This is a genomic window from Deferrivibrio essentukiensis (assembly GCF_020480685.1).
In the GTDB taxonomy this organism is placed as follows: Bacteria; Chrysiogenota; Deferribacteres; order Deferribacterales; family Deferrivibrionaceae; genus Deferrivibrio; species Deferrivibrio essentukiensis.
This window is the reverse complement of sequence record NZ_JAJAFU010000013.1, coordinates 48,453-66,969: the sequence shown is the minus strand read 5'-3', so window position 1 is coordinate 66,969 and position 18,517 is coordinate 48,453. Positions and strand designations below refer to the sequence as shown.

22 protein-coding genes and 4 tRNA genes are annotated in these 18,517 nt (G+C 33.1%); 6 read left to right on the top strand and 20 right to left on the bottom strand.

The features are described from left to right. Positions 1–577 precede the first annotated feature (577 nt). On the top strand, positions 578–1,165 hold the full coding sequence (locus LF845_RS07630; RefSeq protein ID WP_242820415.1) for a DJ-1/PfpI family protein: 588 nt from the start codon (positions 578–580) through the stop codon (positions 1,163–1,165). A gap of 33 nt (positions 1,166–1,198) precedes the next feature. Here the strand turns inward: LF845_RS07630 and LF845_RS07625 are convergent, their stop codons facing one another. Both LF845_RS07625 and LF845_RS07620 read right to left on the bottom strand, forming a co-directional pair. Further along, a complete protein-coding gene (locus LF845_RS07625) occupies positions 1,199–1,567 on the bottom strand; it encodes a cupin domain-containing protein (RefSeq protein ID WP_242820414.1) in 369 nt (122 codons plus the stop codon). Positions 1,568–2,177: 610 nt separating this feature from the next. Then, complete coding sequence (locus LF845_RS07620) at positions 2,178–2,753, bottom strand: hypothetical protein (RefSeq protein WP_242820413.1); 576 nt, start codon at positions 2,751–2,753, stop codon at positions 2,178–2,180. A 1,248-nt stretch (positions 2,754–4,001) separates the two neighbouring features. On the opposite strand from LF845_RS07620, the gene LF845_RS07615 reads away from it, so the two are divergent. The 3 genes from LF845_RS07615 (at position 4,002) to LF845_RS07605 (ending at position 5,587) form a co-directional block, all read left to right on the top strand. Further along, complete coding sequence (locus LF845_RS07615) at positions 4,002–4,997, top strand: integrase domain-containing protein (RefSeq protein WP_242820412.1); 996 nt, start codon at positions 4,002–4,004, stop codon at positions 4,995–4,997. Positions 4,998–5,001: 4 nt separating this feature from the next. Beyond that, positions 5,002–5,331, top strand: a complete 330-nt coding sequence (locus LF845_RS07610) for a hypothetical protein (RefSeq protein ID WP_242820411.1) — start codon at positions 5,002–5,004, stop codon at positions 5,329–5,331. Between the two features lie 70 nt (positions 5,332–5,401). Further along, a complete protein-coding gene (locus tag LF845_RS07605; protein WP_242820410.1) occupies positions 5,402–5,587 on the top strand; it encodes a helix-turn-helix transcriptional regulator in 186 nt (61 codons plus the stop codon). Positions 5,588–5,600: 13 nt separating this feature from the next. Here LF845_RS07605 and LF845_RS07600 read toward each other — a convergent pair whose 3' ends face one another. The 5 genes from LF845_RS07600 to LF845_RS07580 form a co-directional block, all read right to left on the bottom strand. Then, the gene (locus LF845_RS07600; protein WP_242820409.1) at positions 5,601–6,824 is read right to left on the bottom strand and encodes a tyrosine-type recombinase/integrase; all 1,224 of its coding nucleotides are present in this window, start codon (positions 6,822–6,824) and stop codon (positions 5,601–5,603) included. Positions 6,825–7,107: 283 nt separating this feature from the next. After that, positions 7,108–7,180 (bottom strand) — tRNA-Gly (locus LF845_RS07595). Between the two features lie 9 nt (positions 7,181–7,189). Beyond that, a tRNA-Leu gene (locus LF845_RS07590) sits at positions 7,190–7,271 on the bottom strand. Between the two features lie 16 nt (positions 7,272–7,287). Further along, a tRNA-His gene (locus LF845_RS07585) sits at positions 7,288–7,360 on the bottom strand. Between the two features lie 8 nt (positions 7,361–7,368). After that, positions 7,369–7,442 (bottom strand) — tRNA-Arg (locus LF845_RS07580). Positions 7,443–7,557: 115 nt separating this feature from the next. On the opposite strand from LF845_RS07580, the gene LF845_RS07575 reads away from it, so the two are divergent. After that, positions 7,558–8,223: a cyclic nucleotide-binding domain-containing protein gene (locus LF845_RS07575; RefSeq protein ID WP_242820408.1), complete on the top strand. Its 666-nt coding sequence runs from the start codon at positions 7,558–7,560 to the stop codon at positions 8,221–8,223. Between the two features lies 1 nt (position 8,224). Here the strand turns inward: LF845_RS07575 and LF845_RS07570 are convergent, their stop codons facing one another. The 12 genes from LF845_RS07570 to LF845_RS07515 are packed head-to-tail and all read right to left on the bottom strand — an operon-like array spanning position 8,225 to position 17,753. Beyond that, entirely contained in the window at positions 8,225–8,476 is a 252-nt protein-coding gene (locus LF845_RS07570) for a YkgJ family cysteine cluster protein (RefSeq protein WP_242820407.1), read from the bottom strand. Next, the gene (locus LF845_RS07565; protein WP_242820406.1) at positions 8,457–9,218 is read right to left on the bottom strand and encodes a fumarylacetoacetate hydrolase family protein; all 762 of its coding nucleotides are present in this window, start codon (positions 9,216–9,218) and stop codon (positions 8,457–8,459) included. Before LF845_RS07565 ends, LF845_RS07570 begins: the two co-directional genes overlap by 20 nt. After that, positions 9,215–10,540 (bottom strand): CCA tRNA nucleotidyltransferase, encoded by a 1,326-nt coding sequence (locus LF845_RS07560; RefSeq protein ID WP_242820405.1) that lies wholly within the window; start codon positions 10,538–10,540, stop codon positions 9,215–9,217. The genes LF845_RS07565 and LF845_RS07560 overlap by 4 nt, the downstream gene beginning before the upstream one ends. Next, a complete protein-coding gene (gene larC / locus LF845_RS07555; protein ID WP_242820404.1) occupies positions 10,537–11,700 on the bottom strand; it encodes a nickel pincer cofactor biosynthesis protein LarC in 1,164 nt (387 codons plus the stop codon). The genes LF845_RS07560 and larC overlap by 4 nt, the downstream gene beginning before the upstream one ends. A gap of 2 nt (positions 11,701–11,702) precedes the next feature. Continuing rightward, positions 11,703–12,254, bottom strand: coding sequence for a DUF2179 domain-containing protein (locus LF845_RS07550; RefSeq protein ID WP_242820403.1), 552 nt, complete (start codon positions 12,252–12,254; stop codon positions 11,703–11,705). Then, positions 12,255–12,893, bottom strand: coding sequence for an endonuclease III (gene nth, locus LF845_RS07545; protein ID WP_242820402.1), 639 nt, complete (start codon positions 12,891–12,893; stop codon positions 12,255–12,257). Next, positions 12,871–13,551 (bottom strand): bifunctional demethylmenaquinone methyltransferase/2-methoxy-6-polyprenyl-1,4-benzoquinol methylase UbiE, encoded by a 681-nt coding sequence (gene ubiE, locus LF845_RS07540; protein ID WP_242820401.1) that lies wholly within the window; start codon positions 13,549–13,551, stop codon positions 12,871–12,873. The genes nth and ubiE overlap by 23 nt, the downstream gene beginning before the upstream one ends. 22 nt (positions 13,552–13,573) lie before the next feature. After that, positions 13,574–15,124: a PP2C family protein-serine/threonine phosphatase gene (locus LF845_RS07535; RefSeq protein ID WP_242820400.1), complete on the bottom strand. Its 1,551-nt coding sequence runs from the start codon at positions 15,122–15,124 to the stop codon at positions 13,574–13,576. Positions 15,125–15,126: 2 nt separating this feature from the next. Beyond that, positions 15,127–16,212, bottom strand: coding sequence for an HDOD domain-containing protein (locus tag LF845_RS07530; protein ID WP_242820399.1), 1,086 nt, complete (start codon positions 16,210–16,212; stop codon positions 15,127–15,129). Further along, positions 16,212–16,574: a response regulator gene (locus LF845_RS07525; protein WP_242820398.1), complete on the bottom strand. Its 363-nt coding sequence runs from the start codon at positions 16,572–16,574 to the stop codon at positions 16,212–16,214. The genes LF845_RS07530 and LF845_RS07525 overlap by 1 nt, the downstream gene beginning before the upstream one ends. Continuing rightward, positions 16,571–17,134: a hypothetical protein gene (locus LF845_RS07520; RefSeq protein WP_242820397.1), complete on the bottom strand. Its 564-nt coding sequence runs from the start codon at positions 17,132–17,134 to the stop codon at positions 16,571–16,573. The genes LF845_RS07525 and LF845_RS07520 overlap by 4 nt, the downstream gene beginning before the upstream one ends. After that, complete coding sequence (locus tag LF845_RS07515) at positions 17,124–17,753, bottom strand: pyrimidine 5'-nucleotidase (protein WP_242820396.1); 630 nt, start codon at positions 17,751–17,753, stop codon at positions 17,124–17,126. The genes LF845_RS07520 and LF845_RS07515 overlap by 11 nt, the downstream gene beginning before the upstream one ends. Before the next feature lie 87 nt (positions 17,754–17,840). On the opposite strand from LF845_RS07515, the gene LF845_RS07510 reads away from it, so the two are divergent. Further along, entirely contained in the window at positions 17,841–18,257 is a 417-nt protein-coding gene (locus tag LF845_RS07510) for an HIT family protein (RefSeq protein WP_242820395.1), read from the top strand. A gap of 29 nt (positions 18,258–18,286) precedes the next feature. On the opposite strand, the gene LF845_RS07505 is transcribed toward LF845_RS07510, so the two are convergent. Further along, positions 18,287–18,496: a copper ion binding protein gene (locus LF845_RS07505; RefSeq protein WP_242820394.1), complete on the bottom strand. Its 210-nt coding sequence runs from the start codon at positions 18,494–18,496 to the stop codon at positions 18,287–18,289. Positions 18,497–18,517: the final 21 nt, after the last annotated feature.

Below are 18,517 nucleotides of genomic sequence, written 5' to 3'. Positions count from 1 at the left end.
AACAGCGGATTAATGAGTTAGGAAAAATGAGAAGAAAGAAAAGTTTACTTGTTGCTTAAAGGTGCAAAAAATGGGGTGATGGCAGGAAAAAATAAAATTGAAAAAATCATAAAAATATAGTACAAGCGTTCACTGATAAAAAATTAGAGAGTAAACTTTGAAAAAAATATTTTAATCAAAGTTAGCTGTTTAGTACAATTTTATGTTTCTAAAAAGGCTCCCCTGATGGGACTAAATATGTAGATACATGTAAGTGATATTGTAATATTAGCAGTATATGTTGTTGATAATAAAAAATATTTTGGACAATCTGAGACTGATTTGGACTTTACAAATCCCTCTTTCTCTGTTTCTTTCTCTTTACAATTACCTATCAAATAATCATATTTAACAATCTCCAAATTTAGGGGACATAAAAGGGACTTATTATAAAAGATTTATGCACGGTTTAATTAGTGTTATTTGTCGCATGGAAATCTATTTTTAAAAATAGGGCAATTACCATAAGAAACTCGCCTAAAATTGTGCTATAATATATTTGTCAGTTTCCACAATAAAAATTGTATTGAGGTGAACTATGAGTGCAAAAAAAATATTGATGTTAGTCGGGGACTTTGTAGAAGATTATGAAGCTATGGTTCCTTATCAAATACTTACAATGGTAGGGCACAAGGTAGATACAGTTTGTCCCGGCAAAAAACCAGGTGACACTGTCAAAACAGCCGTACACGATTTTGAAGGGGATCAAACTTATTCAGAAAAACCTGGGCACAATTTTGCAATCAATGCCGACTTCGACAAGGTTGATGTAAAGGACTATGATGCACTTGTAATACCCGGAGGCAGAGCCCCCGAATATCTGAGATTGAACCCAAGGCTTATACAGATTGTAAAAGAATTTGCGGAAAATAATAAACCAATTGCCTCTATTTGCCATGGGCAGCAAATTTTAGTTGCAGCTGATGTATTAAAAAATGTTTCTTGCACAGCTTACCCTGCCGTTATGCCTGATATTGTAAAATCAGGGGGTAGATGGTGCGATGTAAATAATACTTTTTCAAACGCTATTGTAGATAAAAATTTTGTAACAGCACCAGCATGGCCTGCACATCCTGAATGGATGAGAAAGTTTCTGGAAGTATTAGGTAGTAAGATTGAGCCTTAAAAAACTATAAAAAAAGGGCGGGGATTTCCCGCCTTATTTATTATCAAGCAATTCCTTCTTCTTCAACCAAAAATCAAAAGACCTGCCGGGAACAAATATGTCAAGCCCTACAGACACAACATCTTCAAGCGGATTTGTAACAATATGCTCCTGATCTCCATCTATGTAAGCAGTATCCATTTCATCCAGCACCACAGCCCCATCCTCTTTTGTCCAAATTTCCAATTTACCTTTAAGTACAATCAATATCTGAGCATTAGGATGTGAATGTTTTGGGGATGAATGCTTTGGCGGTTTTACGAAATGTTCTATTGAAATGTCATTTTGGTTACAAAGACTCACCCTTTTCCAATCCTTCTCTGGCTCATAACTCTCGGCATTGTTAAATCTAACCACTTTCATAATCAAACCTCCTTACTTTCTATTTCCATAAGCTTAACAAATAATTCAAGTCTAAGCAATAGATTCAAAAAGCTGCAATAAGGGTTATGTAGGAACATTTACACAAAAAAGGGAGCAAATAGCAGTTATTGACAGAACAGATAAAATAAGGACACTTTAATAAGAAAGCGGGTGACCGGACTCGATTTAAGCTCTAACATCTTATCTTTACAAAGCTTTTTTTCAACATACATTGTTTTTACTCGTTTCTTTACTCTTTTTTCACCAATTAAACTTTACCCATCTTATTAGTAAATCATGACTAATTTAAATTTTTTTTCAAGTCTAAACTTTATAGTTATTAATATCTAAAAAACTAAAGATGTTACAACTCCTAAAAATACTTTTGAAATTCCTTTTTAAATAATAACTCTTAAAAGTAGGAGTTGTTGATATCCTAGTTTTCTTTCTTTAGCAAAAAAACTTAAATATGGTATTTTTTAGTAGCCTCATCTTTAAACTCTCACAATGAGCTGCTATACATGCCACCATAAACATCTCACTTTATAGAAATTATAATATCTTCAGTTAATAGGTAGATAGCTAAACCTTAACTACCTACCTAGCTTATTCAATTATAGTATCTGGCTTCTACCCTCACTGGGTAACCCTCACTATAACCAGAACAATACATTCTCATGTAGTACTTACCATTTGCAACGTAAAAATCTGTTAATTCACAATTAGCTGAGTCGCCCTGAGAATTTAAAGCTTGCTCTAATAAATTAACAAAGTTTTGAGCATAAACATAATCAATAACACATGGTGTATTATAATCATACAAATCATTATAATAATAAGTACCATAATATGAATCAGAATAAACTATCGTGTTAGAAGGTCCATACAAATATTCTTCTGTATATACATCGTAATACAATTTATCTGGCTTGCAATAATCAACATTATTTAAAGTATAATCATAAACTATCCCAAATGAAGTTATTTGGTTGATTTGAAAAAGCTGGCTTATTTCTTCGTTTAAAGATTCAGCTTTTATATAATAATAAGTTGCTCCTCTCATATCAATTTGAGCAGATTGATTGATACCGTAGACTGAATTAGATGATATACTCCAACTTGGGATATCTGTACTACCATCACCATCACCATCACTACCGCCACCACCGCCACATGAAACTGCCATAAAACTTACTAAAACGGATACTAACAGTATTGCAATTTTAAATCGCATAACTACACCCCTAGTATTTTATTTTGCACAGCTACAATACACGCTATGAATTATCTTCACTTTCATATTAAATTGTTTGGGTATGTATTGTATGTATTGTATGTTTTATAAAATAAACTTTTTTAAGAAATAACACAACTATTCTTCCTATGTCAAGGCTCAAATAATTTCTCACTTTATTTTTATACAAAAACTATATTAAACAAGAATTTATAATGGGAATACTTCAAAGATATTACATAACATCTTGGCAATAAAGCAATAATAACAAAAATGGCATATTTTACTAATTCAGTTTAATAAAAAAATTTATAATAATATGAATAAAAATAATTGTAGTAGGGCTAATACTATTTTGATTTGTGGATGGATACACATTTTAGTTAATTATCGTATTTAACTTAAATAGGGTACTTTGATATTGACTAATAGATTTATATAGTAGTTACGACCTAGTAAAAAATTGCCCAAAAAACTACCACCAAATTTTGACTAACTTTTATTATATATTAGGCGATGAGGTTTGGGATAGCTGAAAGGAAGTTTATTAATATGCGGTTAGTCCAAACACAATTTCTATGAAGTATGCGTTCAACATACCTACAAAAACAGCCAGGAGTTATACAACAGACAAATAATAATGGTAAGTTAGAGTTTTATTTTGTGCGTTGATGTAAAGGATAGACAATGCAAATGTATATATGCACAGTGTTGCATAAATAAGCTGGTAATCTACTTTAGCACAAAATGAAACAATCCTCTTTTTATCAATGAAAGCAAACTGTAAAGTAACCTCTCCAAGCGGCTTTCACATAGCCGTAGGAAATGTGAAAGCCGTGAGAGTGTATTTATCTACCAACAGGTTAACTTTACAGAAAAAACAGAAAAACTGTAATAGAAGCACTATTTGCAATCTAATATTGCAATTGTTGCGTGCCTTGTTAAGCTGCATCATGGCACAATTTATTACAGATAGAATCCTTTGCTATCCTACATTATTGTAGGTTTATATAGATTTTTCACAGGTATCCTGAACCTTAAAATCAGGAGAATTTCGCTAACAAATATATCTTGCAGCATGAAAAATCTAAGAAACTGAAAATTGTCTAAACTTATTTTGGTTGATTAACCAAAATTTCTATCACCAAAACTTTACTCATTAATATTTTATTTTGATTAATTTTTTAAAGAGGTGAAAACATGCGAAGAAATTTTATTGGGGAAAAAGATTTATCAAGAAAGGCCGGAAGCTTTAATCTTGCTATGGCAGTTGTTAAGAGTGGTAATAAAGGCAGTATTGAAAAGTCTGCCTATGCTATTCGAACATTAGCAGGTTTTATTAAGGAAGAGTTTGATTTAAAAAACTTAGCCAAGCTTGAACGTGAACACATGGCTACATTTGCTGAACATCTCAGGGAAAAGGTTAATGCTGGAGAAATTGCTTTAGCTAATGCAGCAAATATAGTCTCATGTCTAAATACTGTATTTAATCATTTTGGCAGAGATGATTTAAAACTATCAGCAAAAGAAGAAGGATTAAGTAGAGGTCCAAAATATGACAATAAAGATAAAAGTGTTTCTGCTGTTGTTCACGATAAATTTTTAAATTATTTAAATGATAAACTTAATCAAACCGGAGATTCAAGATTTCAAGCATTAAAACTTAGTGTTCAATTGCAGAGAGAATTAGGACTAAGATTTAAAGAATCTACTCTATTTGATGGGGCTAAATTAAATAAATCTAATCAAACTATAACCATAGTAAATGGCACCAAAGGGGGACAGGCAAGACAAGTCCCTGTTACTGAAAAAGCATTAAATTTAATCAAGCAAATACAGGAATTCAGAAAAGAGAATAATTATACAAGGTCACTTATCCCTGACAATATGAATTTTAAGATATGGCAAACCTTTGCCTACCATACAGTCACCAATTTTAATAATGAATACGGTGAACAATTTCACTATCACGGGGAAAGACACCACTACGCACAAGAAAGATATAAAGAATTAACAGGGGTTGAGCCTCCTGCAAAAATAGGACTGTCAAAAGAAGAATATCTTAATTATGCAGCATCAAAACTTAACATATCAATTAATGAAACAGTAGAACTAATAAAAGAAGCAAGATTAATTGTTTCTGAAGAATTAGGGCATCATAGATTAGAAATAACAAATTCTTATTTGGGGAGGTGATATTATGAATTTATTAGAGCAATTTAAAAGAAGATTTAAAATTACCGGTAGCAAATCAACCGTAGCTCAAGACTACCGAATAATTGAGAAGTATTTTATTTATTATCTTGAAACAAGAACAATGCTCAAATCATTTGAGAAACTATCACAAAATGAGCTTAATGGATTTTATCATTTTATTTTGAATCAGGTTAGGAAAAACCAAATATCCGTCACTTACGCAAAAGATATTCTCTATTCAGTCAATAAATTTATCAAACAGATAAATAGAAGATTTCGCAAAGAGTTACCCTTATACAACGTAGTAAAGTTTATAAAATCATTCAGGAAATAATATAAAAAAACTGCAATCAAAATTTGACTCAATTTTATTTTAAAGAAATATTTTTTAAGGGGGTGGACAAATGTATGAAAATGGTTTTATTCGTTTAAAAGAAGTACTCAAATATTTTAACGTTTCTGAAAGCACTTTCAGAAGGGGCATGAAATCCGGCATATTTCCCAAACCGATAGAATTAGATATGGGGGTTAAACTATGGCGGCTGTCAGATATCATTGAATTTATTGAAAATGCCAAAAATGAAGATTAAAAAGGGTATCCATTCAGGATACCCTTTCTATTATTGAATATGATTCTACACTTGTCTTAGCAACTTTTACTTTAACAGCAGAAGGTTTATCAGTTACTTTTAACTTATCAAGATAATCAGCCCAAGCCTGTAATACTATCTTTTTATCTTCAAACTTTTCAGACCTATTATAAGCTGCTTCAATTTTACTTCTTTTCTTATGGTCAAGAATAAGGTTTAAAACATCAACCGGAAAACCCATTTCTGCCATACAAGTCATAAAACTTGCCCTAAATCCATGAGCCACTGTTTCATCACTACTAAAGCCAATCCTTCTTAGTGCTGTATTAAATGTATTCTCACTTAATATCTCTTTTTTAGAGCGAAATGAATAAAACACATATTTCTTATTCCCAGTATACTGTTTAATTTCTTTTAATAGTTCTACAGCCTGTTTTGATAAGGGTAGTCTAAGAGGTGTTTTCATTTTCATATCCTCAGCAGGGATATTCCAAATAGCATTTTCTAAGTCTATATCCTTCCACTTTGCAGCTCTTACAGTAAAACTTCTCTGAGCAGTTAATAAAAGAAACTTTAAAGCCATTTTTACAATAAAATTGCCCCTATAATAATCAATGCCTTTTACAAGGGTACTTATATCTTCAGGCTCTGTTAATGCAGCATAGTTCTTTCTTACCGGTTTTTTTATTATGTTTTCTAATTCACTAGCAGGATTAATTTTTATATATCCAAAGCTGCAAGCCTTATTAAATATATTTTTAATTATTACTACAACCTTTTCCAAAGTATGAAGAGCATCTCTATCTTCGACAACTTTGATAACTTTTAAAATATTATGTATGGTTACCTTTTGTATTTCCATATTACCCAGGATTGGCTTAATGTCTTTCTCATAAATTTGTACTTTTCTTTTTTTAGTATAGCCAGACCAACTGTTACTTTTTAAATCGAAATACTTATTAAACATATCATCGACAGTAACTTCTCTCCTTAGAGGCATACCCATATTTTCTGAATTTCTCATTTCATCTCTTATGGTAAAAGCTTCGGCATATGAAACTATCGGATACTCGCCAATAAGTATATCTGAATTATTACGTTGACGGTAATACCATTTCTTTTTCCAATTAGGATAAACGTAAATGTACAGTTTTTCAGATACCCTGTGCTTATCAACAGAATCTTCAGACGGTTTGAGATTTTTAACTTCTTTTTCTGACATGTCCTTTTTTGCCATAACAACACCTCACAAATTTTATTATGTAATATTTGTGAGTAAAGTTTTGATGAGAGAAAATTGTAAAAAATTACAAAAATTTTTTACAACTTACTCATAAACAAGCACTTTGTTTCAAAAACGAGTATAGAATTGCCAAATATTCTTTTATACTCGTTTTCATACTCGTTTTTTGAGTAAAAACAATGATTGACAGAATTAGGAAAAATTAAAAATTCCTTATAAGTGCTTGTAAAATAAAGGAACATGAAAGAGCATGAAGTAGTATGATAGACACAAAGAAAGCGGGTGACCGGACTCGAACCGGCGACCTCAACCTTGGCAAGGTCGCGCTCTACCAACTGAGCTACACCCGCAGTGATTTATGCGAGTGGAGGGACTTGAACCCCCACGCCGAAAGACACTAGATCCTAAGTCTAGCGCGTCTACCAGTTCCGCCACACTCGCAATATTTCCTCAAAAGGGTGAGTGACGGGGATCGAACCCGCGACAACAGGAGCCACAATCCTGGGCTCTACCAACTGAGCTACACCCACCACAAAAACGCGCCCGAGAGGATTCGAACCTCTGACCTACGGATTAGAAGTCCGTTGCTCTATCCAGCTGAGCTACGGGCGCACATAAGAAAACCCCTCTTATCAAGGACTGATACCATTATCAAAACACCTTAAAAAAGTCAACATTTTTTTGCGTCAAAGTATATTTATGTGCTAAAATATGTGCAGGAGTCGAAATGAAAAATATTAGCATTGATGACAATATACTCAAGCTGTTGGAAAAATCGGGGAAAATTGAAAAATTTGAACCGGGGAAGTTTATTTTTAAAGAAGGGGACGAAGCGGATTCTGTATATATTTTAAAAAGCGGTATCCTTGAGATACTTAAGCAAGATGATGCAGGCTCACTTTATACGATAAATACAATAAACGATATAAGCATATTCGGTGAAATGGCTGTATTCCTCGAAAACAAAAGATCTGCATCGGTAAGAGCCAAAACGGATGTGGAAGTGATAGCTTTTTCGAAGAATACATTTTTACAGGCTGCATCAAAAATACCTAAATTTAATTTTTCAGTAATGAGCTCACTCATTGAAAGATTGAATGAAATTAACAATAAATACGCTAACGCCTTGGAATATAAGTTAATATCAACTGTATCCTTTTACCTGATTGACACATTTGTGAACAAAAAAATCAAAAATATAGGTATTCACTTAAAAAAACTTACAGAAATGATGCACTTAGAACAATCAGAAATATTAAAAGCTCTTTTTATCTTGGAAAAGGAAGAGGTGATTTATACTCTTGACACTGACAAAATACCGGAAATAACATTCAAATTGGATGAAGAAAAAATGTATAGTTTTTTAAGAAAATTTCTCTACAGAAAGCAGTAATCTACTCTTCGGATATCCCATAAATCCTTTGAATCACCTTAACCTTATCTTTAAAGTCAAGTGTAGAAATAAGCACGCATATTTCATCCGGCTTGAAATCTCTACATACCTTAGGTCTGTTTTCATAATTGCCACATTTGCCGTCTTCACATAAAAATTTACAAGGGGTGCCTGCCGGTTTTTTTAACGTAGATATATCATACGCTACACAGCAGGCACCACACATAAAGCATTTAATTTCTTGCTTTGACATAGTTTACTAATTTTCCAAGTCCATCAATCTCAATTTCAACAGTATCCCCTATATTTAGTCCACCAACTCCTGAAGGGGTGCCTGTAGCAATAACATCCCCCGGCAAAAGGGTCATAATATTTGAAATAAATGAAATAAGAAAAGGTATTTTGAAAATCATATCTTTTGTATTTCCATCCTGCCTAATTTCACCATTTACCCTACACCTTACCCCAACATTTTCGTAGTTAAACTCGGTCTCAATAAAAGGGCCGAATGGTGCAAAAGTGTCAAATGACTTAGCCCTTGTAAATTTATTTTCTTTCTTTTGAATATCCCTTGCTGTAATATCATTTAAACATGTATATCCAAACACATATTTCATTGCATCTTTTTCAGAAACCTGGCTGCATTTTTTACCGATTACAACTGCCAATTCAGCTTCATGGTCGACCTTATTTGACATTGGCGGATACAAGATATCCCCCTTGTGAGAATTAGCAGCTGTTGAAGGCTTTAAAAATATCAACGGCTCTGTGGGGACTTCATTGCCAAGCTCTTTAGCGTGCTCTGCATAGTTTCTGCCTACACAAACAAATTTTGAAGGGATAACCGGCGGCAAAAATATTACTTCATCTTCACTGTAAATCTCGTCGGTAACAGTATAATTGTCAAAAAAAGAGCCGATTATTCTCTTTATCTTACCATCCTCATAAATTCCTTTCATTTCAACTTTGTCCTTGGAAAATCTTAAAAATTTCATAAGGCCTCCCTGTAATTTGAAGTTATATATTTTATGGCATCATCTTTATCCTTTAAGTTGCCTGTTGAAAGTTTAAACTTTACATCTTTTAGTATTTTTTTAAAACTTTCAGAAGGCTTAAGACCAAGCTTGATTAAATCTTCCCCTCTTATAAGCTTGCTCTTATCAAAATCAATATCATTTCTCAGCCCCTTTATTTTATCTATAGTATCTAAAATCTTATTAAGCTCTATAGGCTTACAACTGTTATCACCGATAGTAATTACATACAGATAATCAAGTAATTCATTGTAGTCAAAGATAAACATCTTCAGCGTATTTTCCTTGGCGCTATTTACGGCATAGATTCTGATTTTAGTATGATTTTCTATCATAGTCTTAATAAACTTTATCTCTTTGGCGGAAAAGCTAAGTCTTTTCAATATATCACAAGCAAGTTTTGCACCTTTAATTTCATGTCCAATATATTTCCCGTGTGTCTCAAGATACTCAGGCAATCCCTTTCCTATATCGTGCAGTAGGGCTGAAACAAATAGCAGAAAAAGCTTTTCACCTTCTATACCAACTTGTTTTCCATACTCATATGTGCTCCTTGTAGCACAAAATGTATGCTCATATGGGTCATGATTGTGATATATCCCTCTATCTTTACCTTTCAAACAGTTAAGCTCCGGAATAATTATGTCAAAAATTCCTAATTCTTTCATATAATCAAAGGCTTTTAAAAAATATTCTCCCAAAACTGTTTTTTTAAGCTCCGCATATATTCTTTCACTTGCCACACTGCTTAACTTTTCACGGTATTTTTTTATAAAATCAAAAGTCTCTGCAGTTATTTCAAAATCAAACTCACTTAAAAACCTAAAAGCTCTTAATATCCTAAGGGGATCATCCAAAATACTTTCTTCGGAAACAGCGCGTATCTTTCTTAAGAGGATGTCAGTCAAATCGCCAAAAATGTCCCCTTTCAAACTCATAGCCAAATTATTAATGGTAAAGTCTCTCTTTAACAAATCTTCTTCGAGGCTAATCCCCCTTGTCTTTGAAACATCTATAGAAAAACCTTTTTTAACAATCCTTACATTATCTTTAAATTTTATCGGTGTGGCATTTATTTTGTTTGCAAATACTTCTGCAACCTTCTCATAATCTTGCCCAAAAGCAATGATATCCAAATCAGCTATCTCTCTGTCAAGAATCAAGTCCCTTACCGTGCCGCCAACCAGAAATATTTGAATATTACATTCATTTTCTAACTGCTCTAATTCTTTTATATAAGGTATGTATTTAATTTTACCGGAAATCTTTCCTACTGTTGTCAATTTTGACCCCTATATAACATGCCAATTATTTTTTTATAGACCTCATAAGGTGGCTCGCCTATTTTTTCAGCTACCTTTACCACATCTTCATATTCAGGGCTAAATTTGACAAACTCATTAAATTTGCCATATTTTACACTTACATAATGCCCCTCATATTCTACCTCTTTAAATTCTCGCTCAGCAATAACTCTATTTACATTGTAATACCTAAGCCCAAAAGAAGATGTCTGAGTAAGCAAAATTTCACTAACCTTACCAAGATACTTGCTTTCAACTAAGGCTGAAATCTTGTAGGCAGGTCTGTTTTTTTTCATTAAAATAGGCGTAAAAAAGACATCCTTGCAACCACTGTCAAAAAGTTGCTTCATAACATTGTCAAAAAATTCCGGAGGCATATCATCTATATTTGTTTCACATACGACAATATCTTCATCACTCTTCTCATCTTCTTTTAATACCAACAGCCTTGAGATATTTGGCAAATTTTTAAAGGTTTTTGTCCCGGTAGCATAAAAAATTTTTTCTATATTTCCGCTTATATTATTTGTAAATTTAGTGCTGAAATATTTCATTAAAGCTGCCCCTGTAGGGGTAGTAAGCTCTTCATCGATATCAATTCTTTTAAACTCTATCCCCTTTATTATCTCAAGTGTTGCAGGTGCAGGCACAGGGATTAGCCCGTGGGCAGAGTTAACAATGCCGTTTCCAATTTTGATTTTTGATGCAGTAATTTTTGGCCGATTAAGTTTATTATAAAACCATGAAGCACCTAATATATCGATAATAGAGTCAATAGCACCCACTTCATGAAAGTGGACTTCATCTATAGATTTGCCGTGTATCTTCCCCTCAGCCTCAGCAATAAGTTCAAATATTTTTATAGCATCTGTTTTTATATTCTCTTCAAAATCAGAGTTAAAGATAATATTTTTTATATCCCTAAAATTTCTATGAATGTGCGGCTCTTTTTCAATATCTATTGATAGCCGCTTACATAAAATCCCGTTAATAAATACATCTTTAAAAGAAAGCTGCACTTTCGTTTTTAATAAACTTGACACTTCGCCTGAAAACTCTTTCAAACCACCAAAATATTGCGACAACAATGCAAGCGTAATATCGCCTGAAATACCTGATGTCATATCAAAATAAAGCATATCTATTTCCTTATAAGGTTGTTCATAAAAAGTCTCTTTTTCAACACAGGGTCATTTTCAAACTTACTTACAGATGTAACGTTTTCGACCGTATAAAACGCATTGGGGTTATATTGATTGACTAATTTAATAAACTTTCGAGCACTTTTTCTCTTAAGTATACCAAATATTACCTTCACAGGGCCATCCTTCCCTTCACCATCTATTGAAGTAACTATAAAATTTTCATTTCTAAGTACTTCAACAAGCCTCTCTGCGTCAAACCTTGTAACAACTCTAATAAGGACATTGCCCAAGGCAAGCTTTTCTTCCAAAATCATCCCAACGTAATTGCCGGTAGCAAACCCTGCAGCAAAAGCCACATAGTATATTGGACTTGAAACATACATTATTACTCTTGCAACAACAACAATCCAGATAAGCACCTCAAAAAAACCTAAAATACTCGCCTGAACGCGCATCCCCTTTGAGACTAATATAATCCTTACCGTCCCAAGACTGACATCTACAATCCTTGATAAAAATATAAACATAAAATTTAATAATATTTCCATTTAATATCCTTTATAATAGCTGCAAATAGTATTTAGCCCACATACATCACACTTTGGTTTTCTGGAAGCACATATCTCTCTGCCAAAAAGTATCACCTGATGTGAAAAAATATTCCACTTCTCTTTAGGAATAATTTTCACAAGGTCACTTTCAATCTTGTCGGGATTATCATTGTTTGTCAACCCAAGTCTTTTTGACACCCTTTTGACATGAGTGTCTACTACAATCCCTTCGGGGGCAAAACAGTTTCCGAGGATTACATTGGCAGTCTTTCGCCCGACACCGGGTAGGCTTAATAACTCTTGCATATTTTGCGGGATGTTACCGTTATAATTTTCAATAAGCTTAATTGCCATATTCTTTATATTTATTGCCTTATTATTAAAAAAACCAGTCGGTTTGATAATGTTTTTCAACTCTTTAATATCTGCTGCCGCAAAATCTTGAGGAGTTTTATACCTTTCAAAAAGCTTTTCCGTAACAATATTCACTCTTGCATCCGTACATTGGGCACTTAAAATTGTGGCAATTAAAAGTTGAAATGGATTGTCATGTCTTAAAGAACATTTCGCATCAGGGTACTTTTTATCAAGATAATCTAAAATAAATTTGACTTTACTTATAACAGATTGTTGCATCGCATATGCCAAATGTCATGGGATTAAACTTTACATCTTTAAACCCGGCATCTAATATCATTTTTTTATACACATCTTTTTTGGGAAACTTGTATACGGAATCAGGCAGGTAAGAATAAGCATTCTTATCACCTGATATAATTCCACCTATAAATGGCAATAATTTTGTAAAATAGAATCTATAAATTCTTGAAAATATCACCCCTTCAGGCTGTGAAAATTCAAGGATACAAACCCTACCACCCGGCTTTAAAACCCTATACAGATTTTCAAGCCCCTTCTGCTTGTCTACAACATTTCTAAAACCAAAAGCAATCATAATTCTATCAAAAGAATTCTCTTTAAAAGGCAAAAAATGGGCATCTGCAGCCAGTAAAGGCTCTGTAATCCCTTTTTGCTTGGCGATACTAAGCATATTTTTACTAAAATCGGCACCAATAACATTTACACCACTTACTTGATTTTTAAGCTCTAAAATCATATCACCCGTTCCGCAAGCAAGGTCAAGAACAAGCATATCTTCAATAAGTTCCATCTTTTTGATAGCTTTTCTTCTCCAAGCTACATCACGCCTAAAGCTTAACAACCTATTCAGCAAATCATATTTGCCTGCAATATTGTCAAACATAGATTGTATTTGTTTTGATTTATCTTCCAAGTTAGCTCCTTCTTTTAAAAAATCAGATTTTTAAGACTGCACAGGTAAAATCATCAAGCTGCTGCTTTCTATCTTTTACGCACTCTTTATAAAGATTTTTTACAAAATCTTCAAGGGGTGTATCTTTTATTTCCATTAACCTGTATTTTAAATTTTCATAGTCAATATACTCTATTATTCCGTCAGTAAACAGAAAAAGCAAATCCTCATTAGATAATCTGATTTTCTCAATACCGTATTCTTCTTTCATAATCCCCATCGGCAAAAAAGAGGAGTGGAGCTCTATTATAGCATTATCTCTTACAATATATGCCGGCTCATGCCCTAATGATATATATTTTAACTCCAAGCTTTTCTTATCTATTACCCCAAAAAACAGCGTAATAAATCTGCCACCAAGATTTTTAGATAACAAAAAATCTAACAACTTGTTTGTCAAATCAAGTATATCGTAGTGTTTAACATTTTTAAGAAGCTCTGCCACTGTGCTCATTACGACAGTTAACACTGCAGCCGCATAACCCTTACCACACACATCTGCAATACACAAAAATATTTCATCTTCGTTATCTGTTAAATATAAAAAATCACCGCCGGCTACCTTTGAGGGAATGCTGACTCCATAAGCCTTAACCCCTGAATTAAATACTATCTCATTGTTTACAAACATATTTAATATTTCAGCCGTCTTATCCATTTCTGATTCATATACTTTCATCTCCACCATCTTTTCGTGTGCATATGCATTTTCCATGGCAATTGTCAATATACTGGAAATAATCTCAGAAAACTCCACATCCGGCGCGAAATCAACACTTACATTAAAAAGGATTATTCTAAGTTTATACTTAGGCTCATAAATAAAAAATATATTCTCTACATTATACTTATCTGCCAACAAATCTTCTTTGAAAAAATACGATTTATCTAACCTGTAAATAATCTCTGACAAAGGCTCCCCCTTGACTGTTATCTTCGCCAAGTCATCCTCTTTGACACCTATCGGGACAAACTTATCACCATAAAGCACGCAACTTGCCTCTGCAGAAAATACATCCATGAAAAGGGCAACCCCGGTGGAAAGTAAATCGTCAATAGAGAGATTCCTAAAAATATTGCTGACAACTTTTACAAAATCTATCTTTTTTTGATACTCTACATATACTTCTGTCCTTTTATCCTTAATAAGTATTTCAAGATACCTCTGTGAGATTCTCTCAATATTCTCTTTCAGAATATTTAGATTTGTTTTATTCGATATATTGATAAGTATTGCTGCAAAAAGGGAAGAATTATGGTGTATATAAAAAATCGAATCAAATTTTAGTTGTTTATCAAAATAATTTATAGCCACATCTTCTTTAAAATCTGACTTATCAAACTGTATGTCTGAACTATCAAAAAATAAATCACCCTCTATGTTTTTACTTACTACAATCTCGCTCAAGTTATTTTCAAACTTTAAAATGCAAAAACTTATCGCACCTATTTCATTCAATAATTCCGCAATACTTTCGAAATACTCATCTACAACAGAAGCTGCTAACACTTTAATCAATTTTTGATAGCTCAATCCTAACCTTCCTCCTCAGATAAAAAGTCTTCTATTTTCTTTAAGAATAATTCTTTATCTACTCCGATTATTTTGGAAATATCTTCGCTGCACTCTCCTATCATTTCAGGATCATTTGCAATGATATTTGCAAAATACAATATGGCAGAATTTATTTCGGGGCTAAATTCATGGTGGTTTTTGACCCAAAAAATAATTTGTTCGGCAATATTCCATTTTTTTAAAATAATCATAGCAACATCAATATGGTTTAGGCCCAATTGCCTTTTTTCGTCCGCTGCTCCTGTAACTTTTTCATAAATAAAATCGACCAAAATAGCCTTCCCTATGTCATGAAAAAGCCCAGCCAAGTAAAGTGCATCGCTATCAAGCTTTTGTTTTGAAAGATTTGCTATCTCTTCACAAAGCCTTGCTGTTATAAAAGAATGCTCCCACATCTTTTGACCACTTGTCCCGTAAAGCGAAAAGTTTTTATTAAACATCTCGGCTGTAGAAAGAGAAATTGCAATATTTTTTACCGTCCCAAGACCAAGATATATTGTAGCCCTTTCTATGCTTGTTATTTCTCGTCTCATCCCATAAAAAGGTGAATTAATAATCTTTAATACTTTAGAAGCAACACCCTGATCAGTTTTTATCTTTGCCACAATATCGTTAATTTCTACATTCTCTTTTGAAGACATAGCAATAAGCTCTCGTGCCACTTTTGGCAGTGGTGGTATACTCGTAGCCTTTGCAATAATTTTAGCTTTTAGGGTTTCATACTTAAGCAGCTCTTGTAAGTCGATATTTGTGCCAAAAGACTGCATTTTTTCCAGCAATATGTCTTGCTTTATCGGCTTAGAAAGTATTCCTGCAATTTTATACTGTTTTAATTTGAGAATAATTTCTCTATCCGGTTTATCAAGAATAACAAATACCTTTGAATATTTCAATCCATCCAATTTACTTATATCTTCAGCACTTTTTGCTTCAAACAGAACTATATCGGCAATGGCAGCATCTTGCACAAAGGAAAATGTGTCTTTAAGCTGCCTGTAAATATCCAAAAAAGTTTGATTATCACCTTCAAAATATACTTGATACATTATTCACTCTTAAATTTATAGATTTCCTCCAACAGCTGCTTTGGGCTAAAAGGCTTTGTGAGATAAGAAGTTGCTCCAAGCTCTACCCCTTTTTTTATATCATCTTGGGTAGCCTTAGCTGAAAGCATAATTACAGGAATATCTTTTAACGAACTATCCCCCTTTATCCTTTCCAAAGTCTCAAGACCATTTAGCTCCGGCATCATCACATCAAGCACTATCACGTCAGGCGATTCTTCTTTAGCCCTTTCAAGGGCCTGAGCCCCGTTAGAAACTTCTATCACATCAAGTCCACTCTTTTTCAAATGCAATGACACGACCTTTCTCAGTCGCAATTCATCATCTGCTATCAATACCTTCATTTTAACTGCTCCAAAATAATTTTGTTATCTGTCATAGTAAATTTTACACCAACGCTATTTAAAATTTGACCAAATAAGCTGAAGATTTCAGGATATTTATCATTAAGTTTTTCACTGCTAATCTCTATCTTTTCCGCCAGAGAAATATTTAAAGCTCCTGAAGCAAGCTTTATAAACTCATAAAGGATTATTTTGTATATATTTTTAAAAATAAAATTATCAGTTAGCACTGTATCATTTTGATAATCTTTCACAATATTAAGCTCACTACTTGTAATATATCCGTTTACTGATTTTAAAAACTCTTCGGTAATTTCCTTGACGCTGACTTTTTCCTTATTGACACTCTCATCACCACTTAAATATTTAAATACTATATTAAGGCCTATATCATATAAATCCAAAAGGTAAGCTGCCTCATACACAATATCAAACTCTTCACTTTCAGTCTCTACAAAACCTACCTTAAGGCATTCTATCGTGGTAACTATTTCTGTAGTAAATGTCCTGACATTATGAGAAAAAAACTCATACACCTTATTTAATTTTTTATCCGACATTGACTTCCCCTGATGATTTTAATCTAATTATATCATAGATAGTATTAAATGAATAATCAAAGTCTTCCGATTCACTCCACACAAGTGCGGTTTTAAACCCGAACTTTTTTGATGCATTTAAATTTCTATGAGAATCTTCAAAATAAATTGACTCTTTAGGGTTAATACTTAGTTTATCAATAAGTTTCAAATATGCGGGCTCAAAAGGTTTCGGAAATTCAAGGTAGTCTTCAATGGAAAAAATTTCTACAAACTGCTCCAATATCCCCAAACTTGAAAGAGTATTGATAGCATGCAAACGAGAGCCGTTTGTAAATATTATCTTCTCACCGTCTATATCTTTTAAGACTTCTATTAGCTTACAATCTTTGCCAAGCAGATTGGCATAATCTATATCATGTACAAAATCCAGATAATCTTGAGGTTTTACCTTATAGTGCCTCATAAGCCCAAGCAAAGTAGTGCCGTAAGTATTCCTATAAAAAATCCTTAATTCATCAACACCATCAAGTTCTAAAACTTCTTTCATAAATACGTTTATACGCTTATCGATTTCATTCAAAACACCGGAAGAGGGGTTATACAGAGTATTATCCAAGTCAAACACTAATTTTTTCAAAAATTACCCCTTTTAAAAGATTTTTATTGTGTTAAAATGATATTATAAATTACTCAAAAAATAAAGCCTTTAAACTAAGGAGGAATAATGGACTGTATATTTTGTAACCTAATAAAAGGGAATCTTCCGTGCAGCAGATTCTATGAAGACGAAAATTTTGTCGCTATTCTTGACATCAGACCGGTTAATCTTGGTCACGCCCTTTTGATACCAAAAAAGCACTTTGTAAACGTTCTTGATGCTCCGGATGATGTGTCTGAAAAAATATATCCCGTCATCAAAAATATTACAACTGCTATGAAACAGGCATATAAATGTGACGGTTTTAATATTATTCAAAATGTTGAGGAAGCAGGCGGACAAGAGGTCTTTCATTCCCACATTCATATCATTCCACGATACAAAGAGGATGGGATAAAGTTTGGAATACCGCACAAAGCTTATGGTTCTCAAGAAGATATGTGTCTTTGGGCTAAGAAAGTAGCCGATATTTTAAACAGATAAAGGCGGAAGAAGTTTTCCGCCTTTTTTACTTATTTTACAGGCTCGTATCCTGCTTCTTCTATTTCAGAGTAGATTTTTTCAAGATTTGCTACGGCGTCATCAAATACGACTTTTACACTTTTTTCTGCTAAGTTTACTTCAGCATTTTCTACTCCGTCAAGATTTTTGAGAGCTGATTCCACTGCATTTTTACAATGGTGGCAACTCATCCCGTTTACTGTGATTTTGACCTCTTTCATCTTTTTCCTCCTTGGTGTTTG

What these genes read in the sequence shown, in the direction of transcription:
- LF845_RS07570 (WP_242820407.1), bottom strand. Translation starts at nt 8,476, where the DNA reads ATGTCAAAGCAAGAAATTAAATGCTTTATGTGTGGTGCCTGCTGTGTA.
- LF845_RS07520 (WP_242820397.1), bottom strand. Translation starts at nt 17,134, where the DNA reads ATGTCGGATAAAAAATTAAATAAGGTGTATGAGTTTTTTTCTCATAAT.
- LF845_RS07600 (WP_242820409.1), bottom strand. Translation starts at nt 6,824, where the DNA reads ATGGCAAAAAAGGACATGTCAGAAAAAGAAGTTAAAAATCTCAAACCG.
- LF845_RS07605 (WP_242820410.1), top strand. Translation starts at nt 5,402, where the DNA reads ATGTATGAAAATGGTTTTATTCGTTTAAAAGAAGTACTCAAATATTTT.
- LF845_RS07615 (WP_242820412.1), top strand. Translation starts at nt 4,002, where the DNA reads ATGCGAAGAAATTTTATTGGGGAAAAAGATTTATCAAGAAAGGCCGGA.
- nth (WP_242820402.1), bottom strand. Translation starts at nt 12,893, where the DNA reads ATGCAACAATCTGTTATAAGTAAAGTCAAATTTATTTTAGATTATCTT.
- LF845_RS07530 (WP_242820399.1), bottom strand. Translation starts at nt 16,212, where the DNA reads ATGTATCAAGTATATTTTGAAGGTGATAATCAAACTTTTTTGGATATT.
- LF845_RS07625 (WP_242820414.1), bottom strand. Translation starts at nt 1,567, where the DNA reads ATGAAAGTGGTTAGATTTAACAATGCCGAGAGTTATGAGCCAGAGAAG.
- LF845_RS07575 (WP_242820408.1), top strand. Translation starts at nt 7,558, where the DNA reads ATGAAAAATATTAGCATTGATGACAATATACTCAAGCTGTTGGAAAAA.
- larC (WP_242820404.1), bottom strand. Translation starts at nt 11,700, where the DNA reads ATGCTTTATTTTGATATGACATCAGGTATTTCAGGCGATATTACGCTT.
- LF845_RS07505 (WP_242820394.1), bottom strand. Translation starts at nt 18,496, where the DNA reads ATGAAAGAGGTCAAAATCACAGTAAACGGGATGAGTTGCCACCATTGT.
- LF845_RS07610 (WP_242820411.1), top strand. Translation starts at nt 5,002, where the DNA reads ATGAATTTATTAGAGCAATTTAAAAGAAGATTTAAAATTACCGGTAGC.
- LF845_RS07565 (WP_242820406.1), bottom strand. Translation starts at nt 9,218, where the DNA reads ATGAAATTTTTAAGATTTTCCAAGGACAAAGTTGAAATGAAAGGAATT.
- LF845_RS07550 (WP_242820403.1), bottom strand. Translation starts at nt 12,254, where the DNA reads ATGGAAATATTATTAAATTTTATGTTTATATTTTTATCAAGGATTGTA.
- LF845_RS07620 (WP_242820413.1), bottom strand. Translation starts at nt 2,753, where the DNA reads ATGGCAGTTTCATGTGGCGGTGGTGGCGGTAGTGATGGTGATGGTGAT.
- LF845_RS07525 (WP_242820398.1), bottom strand. Translation starts at nt 16,574, where the DNA reads ATGAAGGTATTGATAGCAGATGATGAATTGCGACTGAGAAAGGTCGTG.
- LF845_RS07630 (WP_242820415.1), top strand. Translation starts at nt 578, where the DNA reads ATGAGTGCAAAAAAAATATTGATGTTAGTCGGGGACTTTGTAGAAGAT.
- LF845_RS07510 (WP_242820395.1), top strand. Translation starts at nt 17,841, where the DNA reads ATGGACTGTATATTTTGTAACCTAATAAAAGGGAATCTTCCGTGCAGC.